Here is a 17810-nt window from a genome sequence, read left to right as displayed (position 1 = left end):
CCGTAGGGCATACGGGAACATACGCTTGGGGAGATTTTCCCTCTTGGGCGATTGGTGTAAACCTGTCGTCTAACGGCGAGTCCGTGAACCAAGAATCCCCCACTATAGCGACGTAAGGAACTTAGTGGTGGGAGTGTCAATGAGCTTTGATAAAGACTAATATCTACACTAAAAAATATCTATCCCATGAATTACCATAACTCTACCATAAATATTTTTCGTATTTCTCCCCTAATTAGAATTACTCTACTAAGTTTATATTTTGCCCTCACAACCCCCTTACCTTTTTTAGCGAAAACAACCACCTTACCCATTCCCCAATGGTTATTTTGGATAGGTTTAGTTTTGGGGGCTTTTTTGGTTTATACCGTTATGACAGAAAGGGTGATTTTAGATGAAGAAGGCATTAAAGTTACTTATCCTAACTGGGCAAAACCTATTTGGCGTAGGGGTTGGAGTTTGCCATGGAATGAAGTAAAAGCCTTAAAGATGCGTACCACAGGACAGGGAGGGATGGTATATTATTTTACTACGGAAAAGGGCGATCGTGCTTACTTATTACCCATGAGAGTGGCTGGATTTGCAAAGATGGTGCGCATTGTGCAAAGTAAAACGGGTATTGATACCACCGACATTTATCCTCTTGCCCAACCTTGGATGTACTTCTTTTTGTTGGGGTTTACTTTTTTCTTGTTGTTAATTGATGCTTGGGCGATTGCCACGGCTTTAACCATGACAAACTAAGTTTGATAAACACAAAAAAATAGGGACGTAAATACTACGCCCCTCGTCACACAAATCTTACTCTTCGGTTTCGTCTTCGTCTTTGGTAGGATAAACAAAACTGTTGGAATTGCCAGTTAAAACGGATTTTCCTAATGATAGAGCTTTTTCTGCTTGGAATTTAGCTTTTCTTTTCCAATGGGCTTTACGTTGATCTCTTTTAGATTTAGATGTTTTCTTCTTAGGTACTGCCATATCTTTTAAATAATATTTATACTTAAATTTTTACATTTACACAACCCTACCATTTTAACCATAGTTGCTATACCATGGCAATTTTATTATCTATAATTTGCTGTATCACCATGGCTGTCCATTCTATATCTTCTTTTGTGGTGTAGCGATCTAAACTAATTCTAATACCTTTGATGGCTTCATCTTCCCCATAACCCATGGCGAGGAGGGTATTTGATGGTTTACTTTTACCACTGTTACAGGCTGATCCTGCACTGATTCCAATCCCCGCAAAATTTAATTCTCTGACCATTTTTCGCCCCGTGAGTTGCTCTGAATCGGATTTTATGAGAAAACTGGCGTGGTGGGGTAAACGGTGCAATAAATCCCCTGTAATGGTCAAATGGGGAGATGGGGATAGGATTTCAAATAAATAATCTCGTAATTCTCTGAGTCTAAGGCTTTCGGACTCTAATTCTTTTTGGGCGAGTTGGGATGCTAAACCCATAGATGCGATCGCACTTAATGCCTGTGTACCAGATCTTAACCCTTTTTCCTGTCCGCCGCCACCGTTAGGAGGTTCTATGCTTACCCCTTCACGGACATATAAAGCCCCTGCCCCTTGGATACCATAATATTTATGGGCAGAGAGGGATAATAAATCTACTCCCAAATCTTCCACATCGATGGTTAATCGCCCTGCCACTTGCACCGCATCGGTATGGAATAAAACCCCCTGATTTTTAGCAATGGTGGCTAGTTTTTTGATGGGTTGAATGGTGCCAACTTCGCTTTGTCCATAAATGACGGATATTAAAACGGTATTATTTTGAATGGCTTTTTCTAAGTCTTGGGGATTTACTCTCCCTTGACGATTTACTGGTAAACGGGTTATTTGCCATCCTTTTTTTTCTAACATCTCGGCGGGAAGGGCGATCGCACTGTGTTCCACTGCAGATATAATGATATGTTGAGGAGTAGGATACAGGGATGTAATGCCAAAAACGGCCAAATTATCCGCTTCTGTGCCTCCTGAGGTGAAAATGATAGAATCGGGGGATGGTGCATTAATAAAAGAAGCAACCTGCCATCTAGCTTTTTCCAATGCCAAAGTAGCCCTTTCTCCCCAACTGTGCAAACTAGAAGGATTACCCCATCCTTTTTGTAAAATTTCCTGCATCAAACTAATCACTTCCATACGAGGGGCAGTAGTGGCACAGGAATCAAGGTAAATCTGCATAGAAGGGAATCGACGATTTAGTTTCTCTTACCATTTTAGCTCATTGGCGAGAAGCCCCACACTTTGTTCTCGAAAGAAAATATGGGATTGCTTAATTGCGATATGAAATATACTTGAATTATTCAAATAACTTACTATTCAAAATATTATTACCATTGCCCACCTCCATGAGAAATCATACCTAAAATCAGTAACGCCAAAAATATTAACTCTCCATTACCAACTGTTCCCCTGTTTGTACTTGCCATAGGTTTTTATAAATACCATTGTGGGCGATTAATTCTTCATGTTTACCCTGTTCAATAATTTTGCCCCTTTCCATGACATAGATGCAGTCAGCATGGCGAATGGTAGAAAGACGGTGGGCGATCATAATTGTGGTACGACCTTTGGTAATATATTGTAAAGAACGGGCGATCGCACTTTCGGTTTCATTATCAACGGCGGAAGTAGCTTCATCAAGGATAAGAATAGGGGGATTTTTGAGAATAGCCCTAGCGATGGATAACCTTTGTCTTTGCCCCCCCGACAGTTTTTGTCCCCTTTCACCCACCACCGTATCGTAACCTTGGGGTAACTCCATAATAAATTCATGGGCTTCTGCATTTTTAGCCGCCGAAATAACATCCTCTTCCGTGGCATCGGGGCTACCATAGGCAATATTTTCCCTAACGCTACCATGGAAAAGAAAGACATCTTGACTCACCAAACCCATAGCTTTGCGCAAGTCGTAAAGTACAATATCTTGGATATTAATACCATCGAGGGTAATCACCCCTGAGTTAATTTCGTAGAGTCTGAGTAGTAATTTAATAATGGTACTTTTCCCCGAACCCGTCGAGCCGACTATGGCGGTGGTTTCCCCTGCGGGAATGTGGAGATTAAGATTTTTTAAAACAGGCTCCCTTTCTAGGTAGGAGAAGGTAACGTCTTTAAGATAAATTTCTCCTTGGGTATGGGCAAGGGGAATTTCTCCTGAATGGATTTGGATGGGAGTATCTAATAACCCCATGACTCTGGTGGTAGAAGCCATGGCTCTTTGGTATAAATCAAGGGTTTGCCCCAGCCTTGTTAGGGGCCATAGTAGGCGTTGGGTCATGAATACCAGTACACTATAAGTACCCACCGCCAAAGTACCTGCTTCCACTTGTAAACCGCCAAATAAAAGGATACTGGTGAATCCAGCCAAGATAACAAGACGAATCAGGGGAACAAAACCAGCACTATAGGCGATCGCCCTTTGGTTACTACGACGATAGGCCTCACTGTCAGCCCTTACCCTCTCTACTTCATAGGTTTCGGTAGTAAAACTTTTGATGGTGGTAATGCCACTAAGATTATTACTCAAACGACTATTAAGAAGACTTACTTTCTCCCTCACATCACCGTATAAAGGCTCAAGAAACTTCTGAAAGGCGATCGCACCCCAAATAATAATGGGAATAGGCACAATGGCCATCCAAGCGGTGGTAGGGGTAAGAATAAAGAAAGCCAAACCAATAATAATTACCGTGGTAATCACCTGTAAAATTTCATTGGCTCCCACATCCAAAAATCTTTCTAACTGGTTAATATCATCATTTAACACAGACAGTAAACGCCCGGTGCTTTTATTTTCAAAAAATTCTAACTCCAAATTCTGGATATGACCATAGGCATCTAAGCGTAAATCATGCTGAATATTTTGGGCTAAATTACGCCATAAACGCTCATAAGCATATTGAAACAAAGACTCCAACGACCAAACTATCACCGATAACACCGTTAATGCTAGTAGTTGAGAAAAAACACTCTCAAAACCGAACTGTGCGATCGCACTGTCTTCCCTCTGCACCACCACATCTACCGCCGCCCCAATCAACACAGGAGGAGCCAAATCAAAAATCTTATTTAACACCGAACAAATAACCGCACGATAAATCAAACCACGGTATTTCGGAGAATATTCTAATAATCGTGAAAGGGGGGTACTAGATTTAGAGGTCATAATTTGAGAAATAACTACACTTAGCAAAAATGCTACCTCCTCCTATTGTAGAGAAATTCAACAAAAAAAAGCAGTCTTCTCCCATTGCAACCCTTTCATCTTTTTAAAACAGAATGATCAATCATCCTCCATGGTGGTAAAATGAAAATTCATGGCAAAATTTCTTACCAATCGTATTAGATCATACACCGTAAGTATTTACCAAGCCTGATATTAATACATATTAGAACACAAAAAAGGGAAATTGATATTAATTATTAACGTCCCATGGTGAACTATTATAGTTTTTATCTTAATAAAAAACAGATCGTTTATTTATCATAACTAAAATCTTATTTTTTGTAACCTTCAAACCTAGATTACTTATTAACTATCTCATCGGTAAAAGCTAATCTGAGTTTATATATCTATTTTTTAAAAACTAAAATAATATGTCAATTTTGCGTGGTAGTTTTATTGTTAAAAATCACTTTAAATACTTCTTTATTTGGAATGAAGAATGGAAACAATTAGGCACAGAAAAATACGATCTACAAACCAGAAATATTTATAACTATCCTTTCCAAAGTCAATCATTAGATGATCTCATCTCCACCCTTCAAAAATATAAATTAGTTCCCGATTCCATTGATAACCAAACCTTTGATAAAAATAAAGGAAAACATAAAGAATTAGTTTTATTCCCCGTCCAGAAAAAACCAAGATCAAAAACCGTTGTTCCCCTACTCTATGAACAATTTGTCGCCATCGAAAACAAATTAAGTACCGTTATTTTGTACCCTTGGAAAGTAGAAGGAATCAAACTAAACTTTCTCGATACCATCAGCTTTTTGCAACAAATCCCCCTCAATAACGAAGAATATATCGGCTCAGACTTACGATTTTGGAGTCATGTATATAGATGGAGTTTAGACTTAATTTGTCGTCAAAAATTTCTTCCAACCATCGATGATCATAACAAGAGCTTTTGGCAACCTTTACTAGATAGTAATATAGACCAGATTAGGCTAACTAAATTTGTGCAAACCATGCCATCTTTATGCCGTTGCTATGTAGAATCGGAAGAATCTCCCACCATTAATCCTCAAGAATTAATTTTAGACTTTCTCACTAACATTGTTGACTTACAAATTAGACAACTCCTCGAACAACCCAATCCCATAGCCAATGACATAACCATCGAACCTTGGTTAAATTCCCTCGCTGAAATAGACATCAACCATTGTGATTTACCATCCACAGAAAGTAAACGTCTAAAAATGGCCTTTGACCATTGGACATTACCCATTCAAGATAATTTAATTACCTCCGACTTTCAACTATCAAAAAAACAATATCGTATTTGTTTTAAATTAAACCCCCCAGCCCCATCAGAAAATAACTATGATAACTGGAAATTAGACTACTATTTACAAGCCATTGATAACCCCGAATTTTTAGTGCCATCGGAGCAAATTTGGCAACATTCCCATCCCGACTTAGAAATAGATGATCGCACCATAGAAAACCCCCAAGAAATTCTTTTAAAAGGATTAGGTTTAGCTTCAAAAATTTATCCTTTGGTGGCAAAAAGTTTGGAAAATTCCATGCCTAATTATTGTCAATTAAATGCCATCGACGCTTATCAATTTATTCGTAGTTCAGTATGGCAATTACAAGATAATGGTTTGGGGGTTATTTTACCCGAAGGTTTAGCAGAAGGGGCGGGGGAAAAACGTTTAGGGGTAAAAATTGAAGCCAAAGTAAACCTGAAAAAAGGAGAGCGTTTAAACCTCAATAGTTTACTAAACTACAATCTAAAAGTTGCCGTCGGAGATAAGATTTTAACTAACAAAGAATTTCAAAATCTTTTAGCCCAAAAATCCCCCATCGTCGAAGTAGATGGACAATGGTTAGCCTTGCAACCAGCGGATGTAAAGGCAGCCCAAGACATTTTAGATCAAGCTAATAATAACATTAATTTAACCGTAGAAGATGCTTTGCGCCTGAGTGGCGGAAATGGAGAAACCATTGCGAAATTACCCGTAGTTTCCTTTGAAAGTAGTGGGGCATTATCAGAATTAATAAATAGTGTTAACGACTATCAAAAAATCAAAATTTTACCCACTCCTAAAACCTTTAAAGGGGATTTGCGAGAGTATCAAAAAGCTGGTTTTAGTTGGCTTTATTTTCTTGAAAAATGGAATTTAGGAGCGTGTTTAGCGGATGATATGGGTTTGGGTAAAACTATCCAATTAATTGCCTTTTTGTTACGGCTAAAACAAGATAAATTATTAAATAAACCTTGTATTATTGTTTGTCCCACTTCGGTAATGAATAATTGGGCGAGGGAAATTCAAAAATTTGCCCCTAATTTAAAGGCTTTAATTCACCACGGAGAGCAACGCCATAAGGGTAAAACCTTTGTAAAGGAGGCAAAAAAATATGATGTAATTATTACTAGCTATGCCCTTGTGTTTCGTGATTTGGATGGTTTGAAAGGAGTGGACTGGCAAGGGGTAATTTTAGATGAGGCTCAAAATATTAAAAATCCCCAAGCAAAACAAACTCAAGCTATTCGTCAATTGGATGGAGATTTTCGCATTGCATTAACGGGTACTCCTGTGGAAAATCGTCTTTCTGAATTATGGTCAATTTTGGAGTTTTTGAATCCGGGTTATTTGGGTACACAGCAGTTTTTCCAACGACGTTTTACTTTGCCCATCGAGAAATATGGGGATCAAGATTCTCTGAAAACCCTACGCTCTTTGGTTCAGCCATTTATTTTAAGACGCTTGAAAACCGATAAAAATATTATTCAGGATTTGCCCGAAAAGCAGGAAATGAATGTTTACTGTGGGTTATCTCCAGAGCAAGCGCACCTATACCAAACCTTGGTGGATGATTCTTTGGTTAAAATCAATGATAGTAAAGGCATTCAGCGTCATGGTTTAGTGTTAACTTTGTTAATGAAGTTGAAGCAAGTTTGTAATCATCCTGCCCATTTTCTGAAGGAGGATAGGTTAGATTTTGAACAACGTTCTGGGAAACTGTTACGGTTAGAAGAAATGCTTGAGGAAGTAGTGGCAGAGGGCGATCGCACCTTAATCTTTACCCAATTTACCGAATGGGGAAACTTATTACAACCCTACCTAGAAAAGAAATTAGGGGTAGATGTAATGTTCCTTTCAGGAAGCACCAAAATAGAAAAACGCCAAGAAATGGTTGATCGTTTCCAAAATGACCCCCAAGGGCCCCCAATCTTTATTTTATCCCTCAAAGCAGGGGGTACAGGGCTAAACCTAACCAAAGCAAACCATGTCTTCCATTACGATAGATGGTGGAATCCCGCCGTAGAAAATCAAGCCACCGATAGGGCATTTCGCATCGGGCAAACCCAAAATGTACAGGTGCATAAGTTCGTTTGTAGTGGAACATTAGAAGAAAAAATTAACGATATTCTTGAAAGCAAAAAACAACTAGCAGAGCAAACCATCAACAGTGGCGAAGAATGGTTAACTGATTTAGACAGCGATCAACTACGAAATCTACTGGTACTAGATCGTAACGCTGTTTTATAAATCTCATCAAATATCATTTTTAATTATTGTTTTTGGCAATGGGCTTAAGCCCATTGTTCGTTGCGTTGGGATCATTTTTTTGTATAAATCCAGTACAACCTGAAAAAAAGTATTAATTTCTTAATATTTATTTTCACATTTCTTTACAATCTTAAAAATATTGTGTAGGATAGTAGCCAGAATAGATAAACCTCTGAGGTTTCGGGCTATTCAGTCAACAATAAGGATTGAAAAAGTCATGGTTTCTAGTGAAATAAAAAGTTCGTTCCCAATGATGAGAGATTCAACCATGGGCAACGGCGCCCTAGCCGAAAATCTCAAAGAAGATGATAAAACAGTAATTTGGCGCCCCCACGAAGAAAAATATCGTACCTCCGAATGGTACACAGGTTCAGGTCAGATCACCACTGGTGAAGAGGGTCTATCCTTTGAGGTAACAGCGGTATATCAACTAAAATCAGAGGTAAAAGTAGTTAAAGATATTTTTGCCTTATCTAACCATACCCTTGCCAACATTTATCGCCCTCGCAGTCGTTGTGTTGCGGTGGTAGATCAAACCGTAGCCCAGTTGTATGGAGAGAAAATAGAAGGTTATTTCCAAGCCCAAGAAATCCCCTTAGAATTAATGGTAGTAAGGGCATGGGAAAGTGATAAAACCCCAGAAACAGTCCATCGTATCCTCGCTTTTTTAGGCAAAGACGGTTGTGATGTATCTCGCAATGAGCCTGTATTGGTCATCGGAGGCGGTGTATTGAGTGATGTGGCTGGTTTAGCCTGTGCGCTACAACATCGTCGCACCCCTTATATCATGATTGGTACTACCATCATTGCCGCCATTGATGCAGGCCCTTCTCCCCGTACTTGTACCAATGGAACTCAGTTTAAAAACAGCATTGGGGTATATCATCCCCCTGTGTTAACTTTAGTGGATCGTCAATTTTTCGCTACCCTAGATATGGGTCATATTCGTAACGGTATGGCGGAAATTATCAAGATGGCGGTAACTGATGATAAGGAATTATTTGAGCTATTAGAGGACTATGGGCAAGAGTTAATTAGAACTCGGTTTGCCACGGTTGATGCTAGTGAGGAACTGGAAAAAATAGCTGATTTAATGATCTACAAGGCTCTTTATGCTTATATGAAGCATGAAGGAACAAATATGTTTGAAACCTATCAGGATAGACCCCATGCCTATGGACATACTTGGAGTCCTCGTTTTGAACCTGCGGTTAAGTTAATGCACGGTCATGCTGTTACCATTGGGATGGCATTTGGCGCAACTTTAGCTCAAGAGTTGGGCTGGTTAAGTCAAGAGGAGTGCCAAAGAATCATTAATTTATCTAGTAAATTAGGGTTATCGGTGTTTCATCCTATCCTCGAAGATACTCAGATTATGGTAGATGGTCAGAAAAATATGCGTCGTAAACGGGGTGATGGAGGACTATGGGCGCCTTTACCTACCACCATCGGGGCTTGTGACTATGTTCAAGAGGTTGAACCTGATTTACTTAATCAAGCGGTGGTTGCCCATAAAAAGTACTGCTCCCAATTACCTAATCAAGGTGCAGGAGAGCAGATGTATCTCAGAGATCTTGGTTTAGAATAGGATTGTGAGGGTTGTTCTGATTGCCGTCCGATCGCCCTTACTAATCTTCTTCCAACCATCTGAAACCTTAATCTGATCTTAACAAAGGTGGGTTTTTAAATCTGCTTTTGTTAAGAAAATGCAAAATTTAGTAGATATGGGAATAAAGAACGGGAAACAGTTTGCCGAACTACACTAAAAATCATACCCTAATTCACCAACGCCATATATTCATTAACATTACAAATATTGGAGTAGTCCTATGTCCGTAACCGTAAATAAACCAAGGGCGATCGCACCGTTAGCCATTTTAGTAGAAAAATTAGAAAAAATATTACAAAATGCAAAGGATATTCAGGAATCTTCTGGGTTAGTCAATGAGTTGCAAGAAGCCTACGAATTCGCCGCCAACCTAGAACCCTATTTAGCTCAGGTATCCAGCACCCAATCAGGGGCGCTCGCCAACCTCGCCCAGAAAACTGCCCAAGCAGACTGGAGCAAACTATTTGCCGAGGGTGAAACTGCCTTTGAACTAGAGCAAGAGATGCTCTCAGGGCATATTGAAGGGCAAATGTTACAGATTTTCGTCAAAATGTTGGGAGCAACAAACATCCTCGAAATTGGAATGTTTACAGGTTATTCCGCCCTCGCTATGGCAGAAGCCCTCCCCGATGATGGCAAAGTAATCGCCTGTGAAGTAGATGAATATGTAGCCAAATTTGCCCAAGAGTGTTTTTCCCACTCCCCCCACGGCTCAAAAATCACCGTCAAAGTAGCCCCTGCTCTCCATACCATGGCAGAATTAGTCCAAGATGGCAAAAATTTCGACTTAGTGTTTATTGATGCCAACAAGAAGGAATACAAAGACTATTTTAGTTTATTACTAGACAAAAAATTGATAACTCCAGGGGGCTTAATTGTTGTAGATAACACCCTATATCAAGGACAAGTTTACTTGCCCGAATCTAAACGCACCGAAAATGGTCAAGCCATCCATGAATTTAATCAAATGGTAGCCCAAGATGAGCGAGTGCAACAGGTATTATTGCCCCTGCGGGATGGTTTAACCGTCATTCGAGTTAACTAAAGGAAATGGAAGGTAATAATTAGCTTCGTGAGATTATCAGGCAAGGGGCTTAAGCCCCTTGTTATTTATTGCCTAAATCGATTTAATGATGCCTACTTACTCAAAATTTTTACATTGGGTTGAGGAAACAAAACCCAATAAAAGCTAATGTAATTTATCAATCTTCAGAAGCTCAAAAAGTGAGCAAAATCTACTTTTTTACTTAATTTTCAATGTTTACATCAGAAAAACCCTTAAAAGTATTACATATCGGAGGCTCTTTGGTGTCCGATTTTTACGATAAACTTTCCTTGCTTTATCTCAAAGAAGTTGCACAACCCCCCTGTGTGAAACCCTATTATGCCCTAGTGCATCCCGATGGTTTTTGGCAACAGGGCGACTCATTAAGCAACCTCAGCACCCCTAAACCTCTATCCGACTTTCTCCAAGAATTACCATCCGTAGATGTGGTAGTACCTCACTTATTTTGTGAGCCAGGGATGACCACTGTAAGGGGCTTTTTTGAGGATATGTTAGGCTTACCCGTGGTAGGCTCAAAATCCTCCTGTACCGCCCTTGCCACCAACAAAGCCCATACCAGAGACATTGTAAGCGCTAATGGGGTATTAGTAGCCGAAGCTCAACTTTTGAAACAGGGAGATAAGGTGCAGTTAAAACCGCCTTTTATCATTAAACCCAATCGGGAAGATAATTCCCTAGGCATCACCCTTGTAAAAGATGAAAGTCAGATTGAGAATGCTTTAAAACTTGGTTTTCAATACGATAATCAACTTTTGGCAGAAGAATATATCCCCGGGCGAGAGATTCGGGTGGCGGTAATTGAGAGGGATAATAAGTTAGAAGTTTTACCTATGATTGAATATTTAGTCAGTGAAGCTAATCCCATCCGCACCACCACTGAAAAATTACAGTTAGAAGAAGATGGGATGCCAGAAAAACAACCTTCTCAACCCAAAGTAGAAGCAGTTTGCCCAGCGCACCTTACCCCAGAATTAGAAACTAAGTTAAGTTTAGCAGCCATTAAAGCCCACGGTGCGATCGGTTGTCGAGATTATTCCCTCTATGATTTTAGGGTACACCAAGATACTAATGAGCCTTACTTATTGGAAGCTGGTTTATTTTGGGCTTTTAGTCATATCAGCATGATTTCCAGAATGTTGGTGGCAAAGGGAGAAAATTTAGAGTCGGTAATCTTTGATGTGTGGTGTAATGGGGTACAAAGATTTAAGAAGCAATAATATTTTTGGGAAATATGCAAGGATTAATAAATAAGTAAATTGGTGAAATTAGTTTTATTTTTATTCAAATTTTTCTTAACAAAGGGCTTAAGCCCCTTGCCTAAATATCCCGACTTCCCTTGCCAAATATCTCAATAAATTAGAGCAAAAAATCATTGCTTATTCCCCATTCCTTACCTTAACGAATTGACTTTATCATCAAGCCCTATTTATCCTTCATTCACAAACAATGTTTTCAAATACTTTTAAAAGTCTCGGTACCCTAGCATTATTAAAACTAGCTTTACCATTTAATTTAACTCTGGTTTTAATAGCCTCAATTATTAATACATTTTCCGCTCCATTTAAACAAAAGACTGTCAATAACAATCCTAAAACCATCCTTTTAACAGGGGGAAAGATGACAAAAGCCCTACAACTGGCAAGGTCATTTTATAATGCAGGGCATCGGGTTATATTAGTGGAAACCCATAAATATTGGTTATCGGGACATCGTTTTTCTGTAGCTGTAGATAAATTTTATACTATTCCCAATCCTGTCAAAGATAAGGAGGGTTATATTGATGGTTTATTGGACATTGTGAAACGGGAAAATGTAGATGTTTTTATCCCTGTTTCTAGCCCCGTGGCGAGTTATTATGATTCGGTGGCAAAAATGGTATTGTCTCCCTATTGTGAAGTATTACATTTTGATATAGAAACTACTTTGATCTTAGATGATAAGGCAAATTTATGTCAGAAGGCTTCTGATTTGGGTTTAACTTCCCCTGCTTCCTATTTAATTACAAATATTGAACAAATTTTAGATTTTGATTTTAGTAAAAATAACCATAAATATATTTTAAAAAGTATTAAATATGATTCGGTTTATCGGCTCAATATGACGCAATTTCCTTTTGAAGGTATGGAGGAATATGTGCGTAGTTTACCCATCAGCGAGGAAAATCCTTGGGTGATGCAACAGTTTATTACGGGGCAGGAGTATTGCACCCATAGCACGGTGCGTCATGGCAAAATTCGGCTTCATTGTTGCTCAGAGTCTTCCCATTTTCAAGTAAATTATACACAAGTGGATAATCAGAAGATTTATGATTGGGTTAAGGAGTTTGTAAAGGCGTTAAATTTGACTGGACAAATTTCCTTTGATTTTATTCAAACGAATGATGGGACGGTATATCCCATCGAGTGTAATCCCCGTACCCATTCGGCTATTTCCATGTTTTACAATCATTCCTTGGTGGCGGATGCTTATGTAAATGATGGAGATGATGCCCCCATTACTCCCCTAGAAAGTAGTAAACCCACTTTTTGGACTTATCATGAGTTATGGCGTTTGACGGGGATACGCAGTTTTAAGGATTTATCTCGATGGTGGCAAGGAATAATTAATGGACAGGATGGAATTTTTTGTTGGCAAGATCCTTTACCATTTTTAATGGTGCATCATTGGCAGATTCCTTTATTGATTTTTGGTAATTTGTTAAAGGGGAAACCATGGGTGAAAATTGATTTTAATATTGGTAAACTGGTAGAGTCCGCAGGAGACTAGACTACACGGGATTTTTCTAATCTAAAAAATAAGAAGATCCTGCATTCATCAACTCTTCTTCTAACATTTTTTTATAGATATTAGGTAAACTTCGAGTAATAGAGTTGTTTTCAATACCATAACCTAAACTTGTCCAAGTGGGAGAGAGTAGCTCTAAGACGGTGTCTATTTGTCCTTGTTCTAGTAATTTGGTGATGTCATTACCCCCCCAAGCGTTGGTATCCCTAAGCCAACTATATAGCACTTGGTCTTGATAAATAGGCTCAAAACTATAATTTTTACGCAGAAAACCAGAGGGGCGGGGGTGATAAAGATGGGCTTTTTCTGCCCATGTGGTGTTTAAGAATTGGTACCTTCCTGCGGCGGTGGAACATTTTCCCCTATTGGGCCCATTGGCAATGGTAATACATTGATTTGGATGTTGTTTAAGATTGTCGATGTGACGACCACCATATAGGATATGATAAGGGCGATCGGAATTAGCTTCTGAGGCACTGATGGTGCGCATTAAGGCTCTAATGTAAGGATTACCTTCTTCCATTTCTAGGGGCTTTATATTATAATTTTGGGTAATATTGGAAATGATTTGTTGTCCTGCCCGTCTTAATTGTGGTTCTCTATCCCTGATTAATATTCTTCCTATCCCCAATAAAATAAGTAATAAGATAAACGTTTTAAGGATATTTTTACTAATCATAAATACTTTATTTGGTCTGGAATTTGTCAGGTTAGTCATACTATCATTGATTTTTTGCTCCATCCTTTTTTAACATAAATTGATAAATAAATGTTACGGTTTACCTCTCTTAATTCTTTGTAAAATTTAGGAGCTACTTTTGGTGATGCTTAATAAACTCTCTCCGATGATTGAAAAATTACATTTAAATTCCATTGACCGTCATATTTTTTTATGTTGTGATCAAGCTAAACCTAAATGTTGTAATAAAGAAGATAGTCTTAAATCTTGGAAGTATCTCAAAACAAGACTAAAAGAATTAGGCTTAGATAGTCCTAATGCTGAGAGGAAAACCTGTGTTTTTCGGACTAAAGCGGATTGTCTTCGGGTTTGTTGTGATGGCCCAATTATGTTGGTTTACCCTGAGGGGGTATGGTATCGAAATGCTACCCCAGAGGTTATTGAAGAAATTATCCAAAAGCACCTTATCAATAATGAAATTGTTGAGGAGTACGCATTTCACCAAAAAAACCTATCTCAACCCTCGCAATCACCCATGGAAGTATCGTAAAAATAACCCAAAAAGTTAGTTTTCTTGAGGGTAAGTAGGAGAAAGTTTCAATTTGATACCTGACACCATTTTATGTTTCTAGGGCGATGGATTTATCGTCGTTAAATTTAATCATTGATTGATGGTAATTTTTTAAACTTTCACGGTGTCCTACACTAATATAAGTGATTTTTTGTAAGGTTAAATGGTGATATAAACGAGCTTCATTATCAATATCTAAGGCACTGGTGGCTTCATCTAAAATCACGTACTTAGGCTTGTTAATAAAGATTCTAGCAAAGGCAACCCTTTGTTGTTCTCCTAATGATAATAATTCTCCCCAGTCTTTTTCTATGTCAAAACCACCGAATCGACTGGCTAAATCAGGTAAATTTACTATGTCTAAAATCTCTTGTAATTCTTGATCACTAATAAATTTGTCTAGGCTAGGATAAGTTAATTGTTGTCTTAGGGTACCTATTATCATATAAGGGCGCTGGGGCAAGAAAAGCATTTCATCTAATTCTGGACGATAAATTACCCCTGTACCAGAATTCCATAAACCCGCAATAGCCCTTAGAAAGGAACTTTTTCCGCATCCGCTACTACCCATGATTAATAACCCTTGTTGGGGGGGCAATTCGAGGGAAAGATTATTAAAGAGAGTATTTTGATAATTGGGGGTTTGTAGAGTTAATTCTTTGGTGGCTAGTTTACCGTTTGTAATGGTATCGATGGTGGGTTTAGTTTTGCTATCAATGTTAATTTCGTTTTCAGGTTTTAAAAATTCAGAAAAACTCGATAAACGATTCACCCCTGCGGCAAAACTGGTTAAGGATTGGAAGCGACTAACGATAATATTTAAGGAGAAAAAGACTCTGGCAAAAGCCCCTGTGGCTTCGCTAACTTTTCCTACTTCTAAATCTCCTGATAGTACGCTAGGGGCTACTACTATGGCTGGTATTACGTAGGGTAAAAATTCAAATGTGTTAACAAATAATCCTAAGTACAATTCTTGCCAAATAATTAGAGAATTAAAGTTTTGGTATAAGTCATTAAATAAATTATTGAGATGATTTTCTTCTTGTTTTTCCCCTTGATAAAAGGCAATGGATTCACTATTTTCCCTGACTCTTACTAAGCCAAAACGGAAGTTTGCTTCTTTTTTCAGTTGGGCAAAGTTGAGGTTAATTAATTTTTTTCCAAATACTCCCGTAGTAATAATGGTACCTGCGATCGCATATACTAATAAAAATATAACTAATTGCTGAGAAATAGCCCATAAAACAGCACTAAAAGCAATTACCTGTAAAACTGATTGTACGATTACAAGCAAAAAAAGCAGAGAATCTTGGGTAAAACCCCTTATATCTTCAGAAATTCGTTGGTCTGGGTTATCAATTTCTTTATATTTTGCGGTTAACTGATAAAATGAACGGTTAGCAAAGTATCGCCCCAAAAAATGCTCACTCAACCATTTTCGCCAATATAAACCGAGTTTTCTTTGCACGTAGGAAAAACTGGCAAAAAGGGGAACATAAATTACTAATACAGTTAAAAATGACCTAACGGCACTCCAAAAAAGAGCCTCATCTTTAGCCGCTAATGTGGAGATTAATTCTCCTTGATTGCGGTTTAATAAAACACTTAATTGGGTATAGCCAATCAGTAGTAATCCTAATAATATTAAAAGGGTAAAAGCTCCTTTTTTTTCTTCCCCTAACCAGTATAATCGGGCGATATTCCAGAATTTTTTAAAAATGTTTAGATTGACTTTTTTGTTCATTTAATTTAATGGTATTCATTGATGATGTTATTCACAAAATTGATGGTTATGTCACCATTGCCTAACCCCATGACTCAACTTTTCTATCAACCCCTGATTTATTTTAGAAATAATCGTAACTAGATACTGGTTTTTCAGGGGCAAATGCTAACCAAAGGGGAAATTGTAATAGGGAAAGATTTACTCTATCTTCATTTTGATCCATAATCACCAAGGGTAAGTCTTTATCATCCATAATTCTCTCTGCTTTTTGACATAGGGCTTCCGATGTTTCAAATAAAACGACTCCTCTATTTGGCCCAAAGTCTGCCCGAGAAATACCGAGACAATCTTGTAATCCTCTACGCCATTCCCCTAGTTTTTCTGGGGTATCGGATAAAATTAAGACCCTAGTGCGATCGCCATATAACTGTGATAATATCGAAATGATAGCAGAGGCCACAAGAATATTTTGTAACCTTGATGTCATACTCTTTAATGCACCCCTACCTCCTTGGGTAAAAAACCAATTAGATACCCTTTCCGCGTGGATTGGCTCAAAAGTGCGTCGTAACTGCCAAGAAGGGCCATAATAATCTGGACGGGTACGATATTGATCAATTAAACTACGAATAATACGGGTTTCATCCTTAAAACTTTTTTCCACAAATTGAGGATTAAGGTTATCGTTAACGCTACTAACTATGGGTTGAGGGCTATTGTCAGTTTCCCATGAATCCATATTACTATTGGTATTAAGATCAAGTTGTTCAGCGGCAATGGCTAAATCTTGTAAACTACCCACTAAGTAATCTTTAAAACCTTGCACTTTAATAGCTAAGTCTTGAGAAACCCCCGAAAAAGTAGTTTTCATTTCCTTTTCTATTCTTTCTTTACGACGCTCTAATTTTTGTACCGCAACTTCTAAGTTTTGCTTTTTATCCTCAAGGGCTTTTAAACTTTCTTGAACTAAAATACTAATATTTTTAGTGGTTTCTTGTTGTTCTTGAATTAGTTGCTCTTTTTTTGTTAAAAGAATTTGTATTTCGCAGAGCAGAATTTCTTTTTGACTATGTAAACTTTCTGTCTCTTGGGTATTTTGAAGGGTATTATTTTCACTATCAGAGGATACAATTTCATCTAGGGATTCTTTTGATAAACTTTCATCATTGATGTTTTCGATGCCGTTTTGTTTTTCATCAATGGTACTCCCATCCTGTATTAGATTTTCTGTTGTTAGCAATAGAGCTTCCTCTACTATTTGAGGTACTGATTCTTGATTATCCTCCTCTAATAGTGTTTCTATTTCCTGATTTGATTCCTCTAGTGAAGGAGTCGTTAATTCCTCATCATCGATGGATTCTTCTTCAAAAATAGAAGCGCTAACTATTTCTTTTTCCTCTTCCCTAGATTCATCGGAGTTATTTTCCATAGATGTTTCTAATTCCTGTTTTTCCTCAAAGTCGTAGTTGGGCAAATTTCCTGCTTCTGTTGACTGGTTATCCCATAAATCATCATCATTACCGAAGGTATCTTCTATATTATTTTGAAGGTTATTTTTATCTGTTTCTGACATAGTAAATAAATTGTTAATATAAATAGCTTACAGTTAT

13 protein-coding genes are annotated in these 17810 nt (G+C 38.0%); 7 read left to right on the top strand and 6 right to left on the bottom strand.

What is annotated here, in order from left to right; genetic code table 11:
- Positions 1–186: 186 nt before the first annotated feature.
- Positions 187–744: a hypothetical protein gene (locus ACXITR_RS05220; RefSeq protein WP_457996173.1), complete on the top strand. Its 558-nt coding sequence runs from the start codon at positions 187–189 to the stop codon at positions 742–744.
- A 57-nt stretch (positions 745–801) separates the two neighbouring features.
- On the opposite strand, the gene rpmF is transcribed toward ACXITR_RS05220, so the two are convergent.
- The 3 genes from rpmF to ACXITR_RS05205 all read right to left on the bottom strand — a co-directional run bounded on the left by rpmF (position 802) and on the right by ACXITR_RS05205 (position 4184).
- A complete protein-coding gene (gene rpmF, locus ACXITR_RS05215) occupies positions 802–978 on the bottom strand; it encodes a 50S ribosomal protein L32 (protein ID WP_069790316.1) in 177 nt (58 codons plus the stop codon).
- A gap of 67 nt (positions 979–1045) precedes the next feature.
- A complete protein-coding gene (locus tag ACXITR_RS05210; RefSeq protein ID WP_457996172.1) occupies positions 1046–2197 on the bottom strand; it encodes a cysteine desulfurase family protein in 1152 nt (383 codons plus the stop codon).
- A gap of 205 nt (positions 2198–2402) precedes the next feature.
- Positions 2403–4184, bottom strand: a complete 1782-nt coding sequence (locus ACXITR_RS05205; protein ID WP_457996171.1) for an ABC transporter ATP-binding protein — start codon at positions 4182–4184, stop codon at positions 2403–2405.
- Positions 4185–4615: 431 nt separating this feature from the next.
- Here ACXITR_RS05205 and ACXITR_RS05200 point away from each other — a divergent pair, with 431 nt between their 5' ends.
- From ACXITR_RS05200 to ACXITR_RS05180, 5 genes are all read left to right on the top strand, one after another.
- Positions 4616–7744: a DEAD/DEAH box helicase gene (locus ACXITR_RS05200; protein ID WP_457996170.1), complete on the top strand. Its 3129-nt coding sequence runs from the start codon at positions 4616–4618 to the stop codon at positions 7742–7744.
- Positions 7745–8015: 271 nt separating this feature from the next.
- Positions 8016–9353 (top strand): sedoheptulose 7-phosphate cyclase, encoded by a 1338-nt coding sequence (locus ACXITR_RS05195; RefSeq protein WP_457996169.1) that lies wholly within the window; start codon positions 8016–8018, stop codon positions 9351–9353.
- 241 nt (positions 9354–9594) lie between these two features.
- Positions 9595–10419: an O-methyltransferase gene (locus ACXITR_RS05190; RefSeq protein WP_457996168.1), complete on the top strand. Its 825-nt coding sequence runs from the start codon at positions 9595–9597 to the stop codon at positions 10417–10419.
- A 212-nt stretch (positions 10420–10631) separates the two neighbouring features.
- Positions 10632–11657, top strand: coding sequence for a D-alanine--D-alanine ligase family protein (locus ACXITR_RS05185; protein ID WP_457996167.1), 1026 nt, complete (start codon positions 10632–10634; stop codon positions 11655–11657).
- A gap of 229 nt (positions 11658–11886) precedes the next feature.
- Complete coding sequence (locus tag ACXITR_RS05180; protein WP_457996166.1) at positions 11887–13206, top strand: ATP-grasp domain-containing protein; 1320 nt, start codon at positions 11887–11889, stop codon at positions 13204–13206.
- 16 nt (positions 13207–13222) lie between these two features.
- Here ACXITR_RS05180 and ACXITR_RS05175 read toward each other — a convergent pair whose 3' ends face one another.
- Entirely contained in the window at positions 13223–13903 is a 681-nt protein-coding gene (locus tag ACXITR_RS05175) for a glycoside hydrolase family 24 protein (protein WP_457996165.1), read from the bottom strand.
- Between the two features lie 145 nt (positions 13904–14048).
- On the opposite strand from ACXITR_RS05175, the gene ACXITR_RS05170 reads away from it, so the two are divergent.
- Positions 14049–14453 carry a (2Fe-2S) ferredoxin domain-containing protein gene (locus ACXITR_RS05170; RefSeq protein ID WP_457996164.1) on the top strand — a complete coding sequence of 135 codons (405 nt, stop codon included), beginning with the start codon at positions 14049–14051 and terminating at the stop codon, positions 14451–14453.
- A 70-nt stretch (positions 14454–14523) separates the two neighbouring features.
- On the opposite strand, the gene ACXITR_RS05165 is transcribed toward ACXITR_RS05170, so the two are convergent.
- Both ACXITR_RS05165 and ACXITR_RS05160 read right to left on the bottom strand, forming a co-directional pair.
- Positions 14524–16218 (bottom strand): ABC transporter ATP-binding protein/permease, encoded by a 1695-nt coding sequence (locus tag ACXITR_RS05165; RefSeq protein ID WP_457996163.1) that lies wholly within the window; start codon positions 16216–16218, stop codon positions 14524–14526.
- A gap of 103 nt (positions 16219–16321) precedes the next feature.
- A complete protein-coding gene (locus ACXITR_RS05160; RefSeq protein WP_457996162.1) occupies positions 16322–17773 on the bottom strand; it encodes a DUF3086 domain-containing protein in 1452 nt (483 codons plus the stop codon).
- Positions 17774–17810: the final 37 nt, after the last annotated feature.

Source organism: Cyanobacterium sp. (assembly GCF_054166785.1).
The sequence above is the reverse complement of the archived record's forward strand: the minus strand, read 5'-3'. Positions and strand labels throughout refer to the sequence as shown.